We start from the raw sequence: 16,602 nt of genomic DNA, 5'->3' as shown, positions 1-16,602 counted from the left end.
GTTGCTCCTGGTCGTGCTGGAACTGACGTAAATCCAGGGGAAGGGTGGGCGCATCGGCCGACAACGACGGGGCGGATACCGGGGGGGCGCTACGCTGAAAAGGATCGATAATAATGTTGTCCAGCTCCGTCTCGCTGCTGGCGTGGCGATAGACGGAACGCTCGACGACGTTTTTCAGCTCGCGGATATTTCCCGGCCAGTGATAAGCAAGCAGCGTCTCCCGGGCATAGTCGCTAAAGCCGGGGAAGAGCGGCAGACCCAGTTCACGGCACATCTGGATAGCAAACTGTTCTGCCAGCAGCATGATGTCGCTTCGCCGCTCGCGCAACGGGGGAAGCTGAACGACGTCAAAAGCCAGCCGGTCAAGCAGATCGGCACGGAATTTTTCCTCCGCGACCCTTTCCGGCAGGTTGGCGTTGGTGGCGCAGACCAGGCGCACATTGACCTGCAGCGGCTGGCTGCCGCCGACACGCTCCAGCTCGCCGTACTCAATCACGCGCAGCAGTTTTTCCTGCACCAGCATCGGCGCAGTGGCCAGTTCGTCGAGAAACAGTGTGCCACCGTCGGCGCGTTCAAAGCGTCCGGGATGGCGCTTCTGGGCGCCGGTAAACGCGCCCGCTTCATGGCCGAAGAGCTCGCTGTCGAGCAAATTTTCATTGAGCGCCGCGCAGTTAAGGGAAATGAAGGGGCCATCCCAGCGCCCGGACAAATAATGCAGACGGTTGGCTATCAGCTCCTTTCCGGTTCCGCGTTCACCGATGATGAGCACCGGTTTATTGAGCGGCGCAAGGCGGGAGACCTGTTCCAGCACTTCCAGAAAACTGTTGGCTTCACCGAGTAAATTGTCTTTGTATCCAGGCATGATGAAATTAACCACTCCTTAGCGATATTCACCAGGTAAGCATAGTTGCGCGTTGCCCGAAAAGCAATCAGCCTCATAAAAATCAATGAGATAAAAAGTTGGCACAGGTTTTGTATTATCTGTACAGCAGGGCATCGCCCGATAACAGAACTATGAGGATTCGATTATGGGTATTTTTTCTCGTTTTGCCGACATCGTGAACGCCAACATCAACTCGCTGCTTGAGAAAGCGGAAGATCCGCAGAAGCTGGTACGCCTGATGATTCAGGAGATGGAAGACACGCTGGTTGAAGTGCGTTCTACCTCCGCCCGTGCGCTGGCGGAGAAAAAACAGCTTACGCGTCGTATTGAGCAGGCTACCGCTCAGTTGAACGAATGGCAGGAGAAAGCGGAGCTCGCGCTGCGTAAGGACAAAGAAGATCTGGCCCGTGCGGCGTTGATTGAAAAACAGAAGCTTGCAGAGCTGGTGGCGACTCTTGAGCATGAAGTGACGCTGGTGGATGACACGCTCAGCCGAATGAAGAAAGAGATCGGTGAGCTTGAAAACAAACTGAGCGAAACGCGGGCGCGTCAGCAGGCGCTGACTTTGCGTCACCAGGCGGCGAGTTCTTCCCGCGATGTGCGTCGTCAGCTGGACAGCGGCAAACTGGATGAGGCGATGGCGCGTTTTGAATCGTTTGAACGTCGTATCGACCAGATGGAAGCGGAAGCCGAAAGCCACAGCATCGGCAAACAGAAGTCGCTGGATCAACAGTTCGCCGATCTGAAAGCCGATGATGAAATCAGCGAGCAACTGGCGGCACTGAAAGCCAAAGTGAAGCAAGATAACCAATAATAATGCCTGCGGCACCTGAGTGTGCCGCCTCGTAAGACAAGGAGTACACATGAGCGCGCTTTTTCTGGCCATTCCCCTGACTATTTTCGTGCTGTTCGTATTGCCGATATGGCTCTGGCTGCACTACAGCAACCGTTCTTCACGGGGCGAACTTTCCCAGAGTGAACAACAGCGTCTGGCACAGCTCTCCGAGGAGGCGAACAGAATGCGCGAACGCATTCAGGCGCTGGAAGCCATTCTCGATGCCGAACACCCAAACTGGAGGGATCGTTAATGTCTGGACTGAATCTGAACAAAAAGTTGTGGCGTATTCCGCAGCAGGGCATGGTGCGAGGCGTTTGTGCCGGGCTGGCCCATTATCTTGATGTCCCGGTAAAACTGGTCCGCGTGGTCACCGTGCTGTCGATCTTCTTCGGTCTGGCATTTATTACCCTGGTGGCGTACATCATTCTGTCGTTTGTCCTTGACCCGATGCCGGAAGGGGAACTGGCTGCGGAAGGGGCTCCCACCAGCAGCGATCTCCTCAATGCTGTGGATGAGCAACTCGCCGCCGGTGAGAGGCGGTTACGGGAAATGGAACGTTATGTCACATCCGATACCTTTACGCTGAGAAGTCGTTTCCGTCAGCTTTAAGAGAGAAATGAGATGAAACAACACTGGCAACAGGCCGGTCAGAAGGTAAAACCCGGCCTGAAAATCGCAGGTAAGCTGGTCCTGATGACCGCGTTACGTTACGGTCCGGCTGGGGTAGCGGGGTGGGCGATTAAATCGGTTGCCCGCAAGCCGGTCAGAATGGTGCTGGCCGTGGCACTCGAACCGCTGTTGCAAAACGTTGCAAAACGGCTTTCACGCCGTTATTTCACCCGGTAATGCCCCCTCGCGTTGGCCTTTCTCTTTCGTGAGCAGGGCTGGCGACAGTTAACGCTATTTTCGCTTTTCCCCATTCTTTCTTTGCGGCAGCTCACAATACTGCGTTGAGCTGCTTTGCAATGCCCTTTTTCTGCCTCCCGGTCCGTTGACAGATATTTTTCATGGGAGTAGATTGCCATTCGTGGGACCGCTACCATGGAAAATAAAGTGAACGCAAAAATTAAAGAACTTATTAATCGTATTTACGGGGAAATGTTTTATGATGCCCAGCTCAATGCGCTACTGGAAAATATCGGAAAGGCCGCTTCTGTTATTACGGAAACGCGTAAAACGGGTTGGGATGAAAATGATGTTGTCCTGATTACCTATGCCGATCAGTTTTCGGCAGAAGGGGAGAAGGCACTTCCTGTTTTTACACGTTTTTATAATAAATGGCTTTCTGCTTCTTTTTCTCATGTCCATCTCTTACCTTTTTACCCATGGTCTTCGGACGACGGTTTTTCTGTCATTGATTATCATCAAGTTGCACCTGAAACAGGAACATGGCGAGACATTGCCGAATTAAAACAGTCAACCAGTTTGATGTTTGATTTTGTCTGTAACCACATGTCAGCCAAAAGCAAATGGTTTGCTAATTATCTTAAACAAACCCCAGGGTACGACGATTTCTTTATTGCTGTCGATCCTCAAACTGACCTCTCCGCCGTAACGCGTCCGCGCGCATTACCGCTTCTTACACCTTTCACGCTTCATGATGGCAGCGTACGCCACCTGTGGACCACCTTCAGTGACGACCAGGTCGATCTCAATTTCGCCTCGCCACAGGTGCTGATTGCGATGGTTGACGTGCTGCTACATTACCTGATTGAAGGGGCGCGTTACATCCGTCTGGATGCCGTTGGGTTTATGTGGAAAACGCCCGGAACATGCTGCATCCACCTTGAACAAACGCATCTCCTCATTCAGCTCTTCCGCGCCATTACCGACGTCGTTGCACCTGGCACGGTGATCATCACGGAGACCAACGTTCCGCATCAAGACAACATCTCTTACTTTGGCAACGGTGAAAATGAAGCGCAGATGGTTTACCAGTTCTCGCTGCCTCCGCTGGTACTGCATGCGGTGCATAGTCAGGATGTTCGTGTTCTCAGTGAGTGGGCTGCGTCGCTAACGCTGCCCTCAACGAACACCACCTGGTTCAACTTCCTGGCCTCGCATGACGGGATTGGCCTTAATCCGTTACGGGGAATTTTACCCGAATCAGAGATCCTCTCCCTGGTTGAAAAACTTCAGCACGAAGGGGCGCTGGTTAACTGGAAAAATAACCCGGATGGTACCCGAAGCCCTTATGAAATTAACGTAACTTATCTGGATGCATTAAGTACGCGTGATTGTGATGATAATCAACGCGTAGCCCGTTTTATTCTGGCGCACGCCGTGCTGTTAAGTTTTCCGGGTGTGCCTGCGGTTTATATTCAGAGTATTCTGGGTTCGCGTAATGATTATGAAGGGGTTAAGCGCCTGGGATACAATCGTGCGATTAATCGAGAGAAATATGTTGCAAGCCAAATTGATGGCGCGTTGGAAAATAAAAACAATTTGCGATATCAGGTCTATTCCGCGTTAAGCCGGTTAATTGCGCTGCGACGGATGGAAAAAGCATTTCATCCTGACAGTGAAGCGTATTTTAGTACATCAGGAAGCGCAATTTTAAAAATCACTCGCGTTGCGGTGTCGGGTGAAAAGATAACCGCAATATTTAATTTCAGCGAACGTACGCAAACGGTGCAATCCGATATTTCAGTTGGCAGGGATTTGATCGCCGGAAATGCTATTACCGATACAACGCTAACCCTTACTCCATGGCAGGTGTTGTGGATTAAAGAAAACTAAAAAAGGACCTTAAACATGAAAATGCCCCGAATTGTGCTGATCTCAGCACTGGTTTCGTGCGCCTTGTTATCAGGGTGCAAGGATGACAAACCGTCTGCTGTCACCATCGAGTTTATGCATTCGTCGGTTGAGCAGGAGCGTCAGGCGGTTATTACGAAACTGATCGAAAAATTCGAGAAAGAGAACCCCGGCATTACCGTAAAACAGGTGCCGGTAGAAGAAGATGCCTATAACACCAAAGTGATTACGCTGGCCAGAACCGGCGCGCTGCCTGAGGTGATTGAAGTCAGCCACGACTACGCGAAGGTGATGGACAAGGAACAACTGCTGGATCGCAAGGCGATCGGCGAAGCCATCAAGGCGGTCGGTGAAAACACCTTCTATGACGGCATCTTGCGCGTTGTTCGTACGGAAGACGGTTCTGCCTGGACGGGGGTGCCGATCAGCGCCTGGTTGTCCGGTGTCTGGTACCACAAAGATGTGCTTGCCGCGGCGGGTATTGACGAGCCGCATAACTGGAAACAGCTGCTTAACGCCAGCCAGCGCCTGAACGACCCGGCCAGGAAACATTACGGCATTGCGCTGCCAACCGCAGAAAGCGTGATGACCGAGCAGGCATTCTCTCAGTTTGCACTTTCCGGTGGCGCGAACGTTTTTGATGCAAAAGGGAATATTAATATCGATACCCCTGAAATGGCGGGCGCTCTGGCGTTTTATAAAGCGCTGGCCGCGAACACCATGCCTGGCTCAAACGATGTCATGGAGATCAAAGATGCCTTCATGAACGGTTCTGCCCCCATGGCCGTTTACTCCACCTACATCCTGCCGGCGGTCTTTAAAGACGGAAACCCGGCCAACCTCGGCTTTGTTGTGCCAACAGAAAAATCGTCTGCCGTCTACGGCATGGTCACCTCCCTGACGATCACCGCCGGTCAGACTGAAGACGAAACGAAAGCCGCAGAGAAGTTTGTCACCTGGATGGAACAGGCTCAACAGGCAACGGACTGGGTAATGATGTCGCCCGGCGCGGCATTACCGGTGAACAAACTGGTCGTCGGCACCGATACCTGGAAAAACAATGATGTGATTAAAGCCTTTGGGCAACTGCCTTACGAACTGATCGCGCAGTTCCCGAATGTCCAGGTGTTTGGCGCAGTGGGGGACAAAAACTTCACTCGCATGGGGGATGTGACGGGGTCCGGGATTATCAGTTCCATGGTGCATAACGTCACGGTGGGGCAACACGATCTCCGCGCGACGTTGAGCAGCAGCCAGAAGCAACTGACTGACCTGATGTCACAACGATAGGAGCGCTTTGCGGAAGGAAATTATGAAGACGTTGTTTTCTGGTCGTTCAGATATGCCTTTCGCCATGCTGCTGTTGGCCCCCAGCCTGATTTTGCTGGGGGGCCTGGTGGCCTGGCCGATGATTTCCAACATTGAAATCAGCTTTTTACGTTTGCCGCTTAACCCGCGCATCAGCGCCGTGTTTGTCGGACTGGACAATTACATTCGCATTCTCAGTGATGCCGCTTTCTGGCATTCGCTGTGGATGACGTTCTGGTACACCGCACTGGTTGTGATGGGGAGTACGGTGCTGGGGCTGGCCGTTGCCCTTTTCTTTAACCGCGAGTTTCGCTTGCGCAAAACAGCCCGTTCGCTGGTGATTTTGTCCTATGTCACCCCGTCCATATCACTGGTGTTTGCCTGGAAATACATGTTCAACAACGGCTACGGGATTGTGAACTATCTGGGTATTGATCTGCTGCATCTGTATGACCATGCGCCGCTGTGGTTCGACAATCCAGGCAGCAGTTTTGTGCTGGTAGTGTTGTTCGCCATCTGGCGTTACTTCCCGTACGCGTTCATTTCGTTTCTCGCGATTTTACAGACCATTGATAAATCGCTGTATGAAGCTGCGGAAATGGACGGTGCCAATGCCTGGCAGCGTTTTCGTATCGTCACGCTGCCCGCGATTATGCCGGTGCTGGCGACGGTGGTCACGCTCCGCACTATCTGGATGTTCTACATGTTCGCGGATGTCTACCTGCTGACGACAAAGGTCGATATTTTGGGCGTCTATCTCTACAAAACGGCTTTCGCTTTCAATGATTTGGGTAAGGCCGCCGCGATCTCTGTCGTGCTGTTCGTGATCATCTTCGCGGTGATCCTGCTGATCAGAAAAAGGGTAAACCTCAATGGCAACAAATAAACGCGTACTGGGCCGTATTGGTTTTTATCTGGGGCTGCTGCTGTTTCTTGTCATCACACTGTTCCCATTTTTCGTGATGTTAATGACGTCGTTCAAAAGCGCAAAAGAGGCGATATCCCTGCACCCGACCATATTGCCGCAGGAGTGGACGTTGCAGCATTACGTCGACATTTTCAACCCGCTGATTTTCCCGTTTGTGGACTACTTCAGAAACAGCATGGTGGTCTCATTGATCTCATCGGTGATTGCCGTATTTCTCGGTACGCTCGGGGCTTACGCTTTGTCCAAACTGCGTTTTAAAGGACGCGCGACGATCAATGCGAGCTTCTACACCGTCTACATGTTCTCCGGGATTTTGCTGGTCGTACCGTTGTTCAAAATCATCACCGCGCTCGGCATTTATGACACAGAACTGGCGCTGATCGTCACCATGGTGACCCAGACGTTGCCCACTGCCGTCTTCATGCTGCGCAGCTATTTCGACACCATTCCGGACGAAATAGAAGAGGCCGCGATGATGGACGGTCTGAATCGCCTGCAGATCATCTTTCGCATCACCGTGCCGCTGGCGATTTCCGGTCTCGTGTCGGTCTTTGTCTACTGCTTCATGGTGGCGTGGAACGACTACCTGTTTGCCTCCATTTTCCTCTCGAGTGCCAGCAATTTCACTCTGCCGGTCGGGCTGAACACCCTCTTTAGCGCGCCAGATTATATCTGGGGTCGCATGATGGCGGCATCGCTGGTGACGGCACTTCCGGTGGTCATCATGTACGCATTATCAGAACGTTTTATTAAAAGTGGTTTGACCGCCGGCGGCGTTAAGGGCTGAGGCGGCCAGTATTTTTTCCCAGGAGCAAGTCATGAAAAAGTTAGTTGCAACGGCGCCTCGTATGGCGGCGCTGGTGGAGTATGAAGATCGTCCGGTTGCTGTCCATGAAGTGAAAATTCGTGCCCGCTTTGGCGCACCGAAACACGGCACCGAAGTTGTGGATTTCCGCGCGGCAAGCCCGTTTATTGATGAAGAGTTCAACGCGGAGTGGCAGATGTTCACGCCGCGTGAAGCCGGTGCAGCCCGCGGGATCGAATTCGGTAAGTTCCAGCTGGGCAATATGATTGTTGGCGACATTATTGAATGTGGTGCTGACGTGACGGAATACCAGCCAGGCGACAGCGTATGCTGCTATGGGCCGCTGCAGGAGACGGTCATTGTTAACGCGGTCAATAACTACAAGCTGCGTAAAATGCCGCAGGGCGCGTCCTGGAAAAACGCCGTTTGCTACGATCCGGCACAGTTCGCCATGAGCGGCGTGCGCGATGCCAACGTCCGGGTCGGGGATTTTGTGGTCGTGGTCGGGCTTGGGGCCATTGGCCAGATTGCGATCCAGCTGGCGAAAAAAGCCGGTGCGTCAATCGTCATCGGTGTCGATCCTATCGCCCACCGTTGCGAGATTGCCCGCCGTCATGGGGCAGACCACTGCCTTAATCCAGTCGGTACGGACGTCGGCATGGAGATCAAAAAGCTGACCGGGAAGCAGGGCGCGGATGTGATCATCGAAACCAGCGGCTTTGCCGATGCACTGCAGTCTGCGCTGCGCGGACTCGCCTACGGCGGCACTATCTCCTACGTCGCCTTCGCAAAACCATTCGCAGAAGGCTTCAACCTCGGTCGCGAAGCGCATTTCAATAACGCGAAGATCGTCTTTTCGCGCGCCTGCAGCGAACCCAATCCGGATTACCCACGCTGGAACCGCAAACGTATTGAGGAGACTTGCTGGGAGCTGCTGATGAACGGTTATCTCAACTGCGAGGACCTGATCGACCCGGTTGTCACCTTTACCACCAGCGCTGAAAGCTACATGCAGTATGTCGATCAGCACCCTGAACTGAGCATCAAAATGGGCGTCACTTTTTAAGCTAAGGAGAGCACCAATGAAAATCGCAACCCAAAACCAGGCCTTTTTCCCAACCCCGATTCTGGAGAAGTTCCAGTACATCAAAGCGATGGGTTTTGATGGCTATGAAATTGACGGCAAACTGCTGGTAGAAAACCTTGATGAGGTAAAAGCCGCGATCAACGCCACTGGCCTGCCGGTGACGACAGCATGTGGGGGATACGATGGCTGGATTGGCGACTTCATCGAAGAGCGTCGGCTGAACGGGTTAAAACAGATTGAACGTATTCTGGAGGCCCTGGCAGAGGTAGGGGGCAAGGGCATTATCGTACCTGCAGCCTGGGGAATGTTTACCTTCCGCCTGCCACCGATGACCTCCCCACGCAGCCTCGAAGGCGACCGCAACGCGGTGAGTGCTTCGCTGCGCTGGCTGGATGAGGTGGCGGGGCGTACCGGAACGACGATTTACCTGGAACCCCTGAATCGCTATCAGGATCACATGATCAATACCCTGGCGGACGCGCGTCGTTATATCGAAGAGAACGCGCTGAAGCACGTACAAATCATCGGCGATTTCTACCATATGAATATCGAAGAAGATTCGCTGACGGAGGCGCTGCATCGCAACCGCGATCTGCTTGGTCACGTCCATATTGCCGATAATCATCGTTATCAGCCGGGAAGCGGTAGCCTCGATTTTGCCAGCCTGTTCGATCAGCTGCGCGCGGATAATTACCAGGGCTATGTGGTGTATGAGTGCCGTGTTCGTGCCGACGACCCGGCTCAGGCGTACCAGGACTCACTCACTTATTTGCGTGAATGCTAAGGATGACGAGCGTGATGAGTCCCTCTACACCTTCGTGCCTGCGCGTCGCCATTATTGGCGCCGGGCAGGTCGCGGAAAAAGTGCATGCCTCGTATTACGCCACACGCAGTGATGTTCAGATGGTGGCTGTGATGGATAGCCACCCTGAACAGGCTCAGGCGTTTGCGGAACGTCATGCCATCCCCTCTGCCTGGCAGGATGTGAGGGAGATGCTCGAAGCGGTTAAGCCGGATGTGGTGAGCGTCTGTTCGCCTAACCGGTTTCACTTTGAACACGTGATGGCAGCGCTGGAAGCCGGCTGCCATGTGATGTGCGAGAAACCGCCAGCCATGACGCCACAAGAGGCCGACCAGATGCGCATCGCTGCGCGTAAGGCGGGAAAAGTACTGGCGTATGATTTTCACCATCGTTTCGCACTGGATACGCAACAGGTGCGTGAGGCCGTGATGAACGGCGCATTGGGTGAAATTTATTTCACCACGGCGCAGGCGCTGCGGCGCTGTGGGGTGCCGGGCTGGGGCGTCTTTACCAACAAATCGTTACAGGGCGGTGGACCGCTGATTGATATTGGTATCCATATGCTGGATGCCGCGATGTACGTGCTGGGGTTCCCGGCGGTTAAACGGGTGACAGCGCACAGCTTTCAGAGGTTGGGAAACCGCAAAAGCAGCGGCCAGTTTGGCTCGTGGGATCCCGCTCAGTTTACCGTTGAAGATGCCCTGTTCGGCACCATTGAATTTTGCAACGGCGGCATTCTGCGTCTGGACACCTCGTTTGCGCTGAATATCCGTGAGCAATCGATCATGAACGTCACATTCTGCGGTGAAAAGGCAGGGGCCACACTTTTCCCGGCCCACATTTATCACGACGACGCAGGTGTTTTACATACCCTCACACAGCGAAAAGAGGCGGACGATCGGCGCCATTTACGCAGTATGGATGCCTTTGTCCGTCATGTGCTGGGGGAACCCGTAACGATCGCCGATGCAGAACAGGGGCTGGTTATCCAGCAGCTTGTCGCCGCGCTGTATGAGTCGGCAGAAACAGGGGAAAGCGTCTCATTATGCTAAACGTCTCTGTCTTAACCGATCCGGGTTTTTGTCCCCACAGTCTGAATAAATACGCCTCCATCATGGCCTGCGGTAATGGCTACATGGGGATCCGCGCGACGCATGAAGAAGAGTACACCCGGCAAACCAGAGGCATGTATCTTGCCGGACTTTATCATCAGGCGGGTCGTCACGAGACCACGGAACTGATCAACCTGCCAGATATCACCGGTATGGATATTGAACTGGATGGGGTGAATTTTACGCTGCTTTCAGGCGAGATCCTCGCCTGGCAACGCGAGCTGGCATTTGCCAATGGCGAACTCCGGCGCAGCGTCGTCTGGCGCTCGCCCAACGGAAAACGCTACCGTCTGGAGAGCCGCCGTTTCGTCTCGCTGGATCAGTTGCCGTTAGCGGCGATGCAATTCTCGATTACACCGCTTGATGCCGATTCGCTGGTCGTGCTGAACACCGGTATTGATGCGACGCAAACCAACAGCGGAAGGCAGCATCTGGATGAAGTGTCGGTCAGAGTGTTTGACCAGCATTACCTGCAGGGTGTCTATGAAACGCAGGACCGGGGCTCTGAGGTTGTCATCTCGGCGTTTTGTCAGCTGTCAGCTAACAGCGATAGCTGCTTCACCGCCAAAAATCGTCGGTTGCTGGCGCACTATTCACTGATGGTGGCTCAGGGTGACACTGTCACGCTGGATAAACTTGTCTGGGTTGCTCACCGCAGCGATAAAGCCCTGTCGCAGGCGTCGTTTGCACGCAGTGCGCTGGCGGATCTCAAAGTGTGTGCGGCGAGGGGTTATGCCGCGTTGCTGGAAAGCTCTGCGTGTGTCTGGGAAGAAGTCTGGCGCAACGCCCGGGTAGAGGTGGACTCGACGGAAGGTCAGGATCAGATGGCGCTGGACTATGCCGTCTGGCATCTGACCGCCATGACCCCCGCTCATGATGAGCGAAGCAGCATTGCCGCAAAAGGGTTGACGGGAGAGGGGTATAAAGGCCACGTCTTCTGGGATACGGAAATTTTCCTGCTGCCTTTCCATCTTTTTACCCGTCCGCAGATCGCCCGGAGCCTGCTGCGCTATCGATGGCTTAACCTGGCCGGTGCCCGGGAAAAAGCCCGTCGCAACGGCTGGCCGGGCGCGCTGTTCCCCTGGGAGAGTGCGGCAAGTGGTCAGGAAGAGACGCCGGAGTTTGCCGCCATCAACATCCGAACGGGCACGCGCCAGAAGGTGGCCTCCGCGCTGGCTGAACACCATATCGTGGCGGACATTGCCTGGGCCGTGGTCGCCTACTGGCAGGCGACGCAGGATGATGCCTTTATGCGCAAAGAAGGGCTGACGTTGCTGATGGAAACCGCCGCGTTCTGGATGGGGCGCGCAACGGAAGTCAATGATCGTCTGGAAATCCATGACGTGATTGGACCGGACGAATACACGGAACATGTGAACAATAACGCCTACACCAACTATCTGGCCTGGCACAACGTTGCCAGTGCATGCCGGTTTATGGCGATGTTTGAGCGTGAAGATGCGGGTTTTACGGAGAATGCCACCCGGTTCCTGGCGCGTTTATGGCTACCGGAGGCTGGTGCTGACGGTGTGATCCCACAGGATGACACTTTCATGGCGAAACCGGTTATTGATTTGAGCCGTTATAAAGCGAAAGCGGGGAAGCAGACCATTCTGCTCGATTACTCCCGCGCGGAAGTGAATGAGATGCAGATCCTTAAGCAGGCCGATGTTGTGATGCTTAACTACCTGTTGCCCGAACGGTTTACGCCGCAGCAATGTGCCGCCAACCTGGCGTTCTACGAGCCCCGTACGATCCATGACTCTTCGCTGAGCAAGGCCATTCACGGCATTGTGACGGCACGTTGCGGCGATACGGAAGGAGCCTATGCTTTCTGGCGTGCTGGTATCGCCATTGACCTGGGGGACGATCCCCACAGCAGCGACGACGGCATTCATGCTGCCGCCACCGGCGCGATCTGGTCCGGCGTGATTCAGGGATTTGCCGGTATGCAGATTGTAGAAGGGGAACTGCATCTTGCGCCGAAGCTGCCCGCTCACTGGCGCAAACTTGCATTTCCGCTGCGCTGGCGGAACGCGCGCATGCACTTCGCCTTTGAAAAAGACGAGCTAACAATCGATACCACCGCACCCGTCACGTTAACCCTCTGGGGAAAAACGCTGTGCGTTACGGAGCGGCAGGCACTGTCCTTAAGGGATTTTCTTACGCCTGATAATGGGACCGCTACCACGGAGGCCAGCCATGAAGCCTGAAGCTGTTGTTTTCGATCTTGACGGCGTCATCACCGATACCGCGCATCTGCACTTCCTCGCCTGGCGCGCGGTAGCGCAGGAGATTGGCATTGCCATCGACGAGGTGTTTAACGAGGAGTTGAAGGGAATTAGCCGCATGGAATCCCTGCAGCGGATCCTGCGACACGGTTCAAAAGAGGGGGCGTTCGACGACAGACAGTGCCTGGCGCTGGCGGGAAAGAAAAATGCGCTCTACGTCGCGTCTCTGGCGTCGTTGACCGAGGCGTCGCTGCTGCCGGGCATCCGCGAGGTGCTGGAGGAGATACGTGCGGCGAAGGTCAAAATTGGGCTCGCCTCCGTTTCCCTGAATGCGCCCCGCATACTGACGGCGCTCGGCATTGAGGACGCCTTTGATTTTTGTGCCGATGCCTCCCTCATTGTCTGTTCGAAACCTGACCCGGAGATCTTCCTCGCCGCCTGCGCTGGTCTGAGGGTTCGTCCTGAATCGGCCATCGGTATTGAAGATGCCCCCGCAGGCGTTGAGGCGATCAACGCCGCGGGAATGCTATCGGTTGGGATTGGATCGGGCCTGCACCATGCGGGATTACAACTTCATTCAACGCGGGAACTGACCTGGAAATGCCTGACCGATTTCTGGGCATCCCGGACGTATTGATAAGGAATTAACAATGGCGCAATTGTCTCTGAAACATATCCAGAAAATCTATGATAACCAGGTTCACGTGGTAAAGGATTTCAATCTCGACATAGAGGACAAAGAGTTCATCGTTTTCGTCGGTCCGTCAGGTTGTGGCAAGTCGACGACGCTGCGCATGATTGCGGGGCTGGAAGAGATCTCCGCCGGGGAACTGGTAATTGATGGCGTTTGCATGAATGACGTGCCGGCCAAATCACGCGATATTGCCATGGTTTTCCAGAACTATGCGCTGTATCCGCATATGACGGTCTACGACAACATGGCGTTTGGCCTGAAAATGCAAAAAATCGCCCCGGCGATCATTGAGGAACGGGTTAACTGGGCAGCTCAGATATTGGGTTTGCGTGAATACCTGAAGCGTAAACCAGGCGCATTGTCGGGGGGACAGCGCCAGCGCGTAGCGTTAGGCAGGGCGATTGTGCGTGAAGCGGGTGTCTTCCTGATGGATGAGCCGTTATCCAACCTCGATGCCAAGCTTCGTGTGCAGATGCGAGCGGAAATCAGCAAGCTGCATCAGAAGCTCAACACCACGATGATTTACGTGACCCACGATCAGACGGAAGCGATGACGATGGCCACCCGCATCGTCATCCTGAAGGACGGCATTATTCAGCAGGTGGGGGCACCAAAGCAGGTTTATAACGAACCGGCGAATATGTTTGTTGCAGGTTTCATTGGCTCGCCTGCCATGAATTTTATTCGCGGCGCGTTAGACGATCGTTATTTCGTCACGGAAACCCTGCGCCTGGAAATCCCGCAGGAGATGCTTACGGCTTTGAATCACGCGGGGTATCAGCGTAAAGCGGTGGTATTTGGCATCCGCCCGGAAGATATCCTGACCCTGCAGAACCGTGATGACGACATTGCGGCGAAAGTCAGCGTGGCTGAACTCACTGGCGCGGAATTTATGCTCTATGCCACCGTCGGCGGACATGAGCTGGTTGTCCGCGCAGGAGCAGCGAATGATTATGCCGCAGGGGATAATATCGGTATTCAGTTCGATATGAATAAGTGCCATTTCTTCGACGCGGAAACCGAAGCGGCTATTAGATAAAAAAGTGTTTGCCGGAAATTCACGTTTCCGGTTTTTTGTTTGTTAATTATAAAGGGAATATTACATGAGTACTCTACTAAGAAGTGCTGCGCTCGTTCTGTGCGCAGGGGTTAGCTGCGCGCAGGCAACTGAAAAAGCGACGCAGTGGGAATTTAATATTGGCGCGATGTATGAAATTGAAAACGTCGAAGGGCAGGGCGAGGATAAAGACGGCTTATATGAACCGTCCGTTTGGTTTAATGCCACCTGGGACGCATGGACAATTTCGCTGGCCATGTATCAGGAGGGGCCGGTTGATTACAGCAGTATGACCCGCGGCACCTATTTTGATCGCCCGGAATTTGAATTACGTTATCGTTTTATCGGAACCGATGATTTTACCCTCGGCCTGACCGGTGGTTTCCGTAATTACGGCTACCACTTCAAAGATGAGCACGGGGCGAAAGATGGTAGCGCGAATATGCAGCGCTATAAAATCCAGCCTGACTGGGATATTAAATTAACCGACGACTGGCGTTTTGGCGGCTGGTTTGCCATGTATCAGTTTGCCAACGATCTGGAAAAAACCGGCTATGCTGACAGCCGCGTTGAAACAGAAACCGGCTTTACCTGGACCCTTAACGAAACCTTTGCGGCAAAAGTGAATTACTATTTAGAGCGTGGTTTTAATATGGACGGTTCTCGTAATAACGGCGAGTTTTCCACGCAGGAAATTCGTGCCTATCTGCCCATTTCATTAGGCCAGACCACGCTCACGCCGTATACCCGCCTGGGGCTCGATCGCTGGTCAAACTGGGACTGGCAGGACGATCCTGAGCGTGAAGGACATGATTTCAACCGACTCGGTATGCTCTACGCGTATGACTTTAATAATGGTTTGTCCATGACGCTGGAATACGCTTATGAGTGGGAAAACCACGATGAGGGCGAAAGTGACCGCTTCCACTATGCGGGGGTTGGCGTAAACTACGCGTTCTGACCGATGTCACCAGGGGCAGCCAGCCCCTGGTGTTAGCGCAGGGATGCGGCCAGCAAAAAATGGGTATCAACAAGCACTTTCTGTGGAGCAGGATGACCGGCAATTCGCCTGAAGAGAAGGTCGCAGCTCTCTTCACCCAGTTTGCGGGTGGGAATATCAAAGCCACCAGGCGCGGGGGTTAAAATAAGCGACAGCATCGGGTCGCTGTATCCGGCTATCACCACCTGCTCCGGGATCATCAGGTTTAACTCATCCGCCGCGCGATAGAGGCTCAGTAATTTCATGCTGTCAGTGGCGAATACGGCATCAGGCGGCGTGGGTGAGGACAACAGTTTAAGCGCCGCCGTTAGCGCGCTCTCATGGGTATAACCGCCATCCATGATCCAGTCCGGGTTAAGCGCAATATTGTGCTTCTCCAGGCTAGCTTTATACCCTGCAAGGCGATCAATCGACACGTGATAATCAAGTGGCGCATGCAAACAGGCAATGTTGCGGCGACCATTCTTAATAAACGCTTCCGTCAGCGTGGCGCTGTCATGAAAATTATCCGTATCAACGGAATAGATATTCTGATAATCCCCTTCCACTTTGCCAATCACCACAACCGGGACGCCATAGGCATCCAGCGTGGTAAAAAAGGATTCATTAGCGGGTGAGCTCAGCATAATGATCCCTTTGATCATCTTCTGTTTTATTTTATTCACGCATTTCAACAGGTCGTCTTCACTGCTTTTTGACGTTTGCAAAATGACGTCAAAACCTTCTTCTTCCGCTTTTGCCGTAATCGCGTGAAGGATATCGGAGAAAAAAGGGTTACCGGCGGTGGTTTTGGTTGAGCGGGTAGAAATAACCATAATGGCGTCGAAACCTGAAGAGGTCAGGGCACGGGCCAGTTTATTGGGCTGATAATTTAATTCGTCAATCGCCTTCAGCACTTTGTCCCGCGCTTCGGGAGAAATATTGGTTTGTTTATTCAGAACGCGGGAAACGGTTGATTTCGATACGCCCGCAACCCGTGCGATATCATAGATGGTGGGTGACATACACCTTACTCACTCAGGACTGACAGCAATACCGTTCATCTTACTGGAGAGAAAACGGCAATAGCAATAAATAAGAATTGATAATCAACGATCTGC

At 53.6% G+C, this 16,602-nt stretch carries 17 protein-coding genes; 15 read left to right on the top strand and 2 right to left on the bottom strand.

Translation table 11 applies throughout. The annotated features are described in order from the left end of the window. On the bottom strand, positions 1-862 hold an 862-nt coding region (pspF, locus tag LDK53_RS17600), incomplete at its 3' end, for a phage shock protein operon transcriptional activator (protein ID WP_225287693.1). Between the two features lie 166 nt (positions 863-1,028). Between pspF and pspA the strand changes: the two genes are divergently transcribed. The 15 genes from pspA to LDK53_RS17525 all read left to right on the top strand — a co-directional run bounded on the left by pspA (position 1,029) and on the right by LDK53_RS17525 (position 15,463). Then, positions 1,029-1,697 (top strand): phage shock protein PspA, encoded by a 669-nt coding sequence (gene pspA / locus LDK53_RS17595; protein WP_095449099.1) that lies wholly within the window; start codon positions 1,029-1,031, stop codon positions 1,695-1,697. 49 nt (positions 1,698-1,746) lie between these two features. Then, the gene (gene pspB, locus LDK53_RS17590; protein WP_025756611.1) at positions 1,747-1,971 is read left to right on the top strand and encodes an envelope stress response membrane protein PspB; all 225 of its coding nucleotides are present in this window, start codon (positions 1,747-1,749) and stop codon (positions 1,969-1,971) included. Beyond that, complete coding sequence (pspC, locus tag LDK53_RS17585) at positions 1,971-2,330, top strand: envelope stress response membrane protein PspC (protein ID WP_059387029.1); 360 nt, start codon at positions 1,971-1,973, stop codon at positions 2,328-2,330. Before pspB ends, pspC begins: the two co-directional genes overlap by 1 nt. A 12-nt stretch (positions 2,331-2,342) precedes the next feature. Further along, a complete protein-coding gene (pspD, locus tag LDK53_RS17580; protein ID WP_047958810.1) occupies positions 2,343-2,567 on the top strand; it encodes a phage shock protein PspD in 225 nt (74 codons plus the stop codon). 195 nt (positions 2,568-2,762) lie between these two features. After that, positions 2,763-4,460, top strand: a complete 1,698-nt coding sequence (locus LDK53_RS17575) for a sugar phosphorylase (RefSeq protein ID WP_318527757.1) — start codon at positions 2,763-2,765, stop codon at positions 4,458-4,460. Positions 4,461-4,475: 15 nt separating this feature from the next. Beyond that, entirely contained in the window at positions 4,476-5,768 is a 1,293-nt protein-coding gene (locus LDK53_RS17570; protein WP_225287692.1) for an ABC transporter substrate-binding protein, read from the top strand. Positions 5,769-5,790: 22 nt separating this feature from the next. Next, a complete protein-coding gene (locus tag LDK53_RS17565) occupies positions 5,791-6,672 on the top strand; it encodes a carbohydrate ABC transporter permease (RefSeq protein ID WP_225287691.1) in 882 nt (293 codons plus the stop codon). Continuing rightward, positions 6,659-7,501 carry a carbohydrate ABC transporter permease gene (locus LDK53_RS17560; protein WP_225287690.1) on the top strand — a complete coding sequence of 281 codons (843 nt, stop codon included), beginning with the start codon at positions 6,659-6,661 and terminating at the stop codon, positions 7,499-7,501. Before LDK53_RS17565 ends, LDK53_RS17560 begins: the two co-directional genes overlap by 14 nt. Positions 7,502-7,532: 31 nt before the next feature. Next, positions 7,533-8,585 carry a zinc-dependent alcohol dehydrogenase gene (locus LDK53_RS17555; RefSeq protein ID WP_225287689.1) on the top strand — a complete coding sequence of 351 codons (1,053 nt, stop codon included), beginning with the start codon at positions 7,533-7,535 and terminating at the stop codon, positions 8,583-8,585. A 16-nt stretch (positions 8,586-8,601) separates the two neighbouring features. Next, positions 8,602-9,390 (top strand): sugar phosphate isomerase/epimerase family protein, encoded by a 789-nt coding sequence (locus LDK53_RS17550; RefSeq protein WP_225287688.1) that lies wholly within the window; start codon positions 8,602-8,604, stop codon positions 9,388-9,390. A gap of 14 nt (positions 9,391-9,404) precedes the next feature. Continuing rightward, positions 9,405-10,460, top strand: a complete 1,056-nt coding sequence (locus LDK53_RS17545) for a Gfo/Idh/MocA family protein (RefSeq protein ID WP_412174833.1) — start codon at positions 9,405-9,407, stop codon at positions 10,458-10,460. Then, on the top strand, positions 10,454-12,733 hold the full coding sequence (locus tag LDK53_RS17540; RefSeq protein ID WP_225287686.1) for a glycoside hydrolase family 65 protein: 2,280 nt from the start codon (positions 10,454-10,456) through the stop codon (positions 12,731-12,733). The genes LDK53_RS17545 and LDK53_RS17540 overlap by 7 nt, the downstream gene beginning before the upstream one ends. Further along, positions 12,723-13,388, top strand: coding sequence for a beta-phosphoglucomutase (gene pgmB, locus LDK53_RS17535; RefSeq protein ID WP_225287685.1), 666 nt, complete (start codon positions 12,723-12,725; stop codon positions 13,386-13,388). The genes LDK53_RS17540 and pgmB overlap by 11 nt, the downstream gene beginning before the upstream one ends. Before the next feature lie 13 nt (positions 13,389-13,401). Then, positions 13,402-14,484: an ABC transporter ATP-binding protein gene (locus LDK53_RS17530; protein WP_045285082.1), complete on the top strand. Its 1,083-nt coding sequence runs from the start codon at positions 13,402-13,404 to the stop codon at positions 14,482-14,484. A gap of 64 nt (positions 14,485-14,548) precedes the next feature. Further along, the gene (locus tag LDK53_RS17525) at positions 14,549-15,463 is read left to right on the top strand and encodes an OmpG family monomeric porin (protein ID WP_025756624.1); all 915 of its coding nucleotides are present in this window, start codon (positions 14,549-14,551) and stop codon (positions 15,461-15,463) included. A 32-nt stretch (positions 15,464-15,495) separates the two neighbouring features. Here the strand turns inward: LDK53_RS17525 and LDK53_RS17520 are convergent, their stop codons facing one another. Further along, positions 15,496-16,506 (bottom strand): LacI family DNA-binding transcriptional regulator, encoded by a 1,011-nt coding sequence (locus tag LDK53_RS17520; RefSeq protein WP_126800153.1) that lies wholly within the window; start codon positions 16,504-16,506, stop codon positions 15,496-15,498. Positions 16,507-16,602: the final 96 nt, after the last annotated feature.

This window comes from Enterobacter sp. K16B (assembly GCF_020216105.1).
In the GTDB taxonomy this organism is placed as follows: Bacteria; Pseudomonadota; Gammaproteobacteria; order Enterobacterales; family Enterobacteriaceae; genus Enterobacter; species Enterobacter sichuanensis.
Note: the sequence above shows the minus strand (reverse complement) of the source record. Positions and strands in the feature narration are given on the sequence as shown.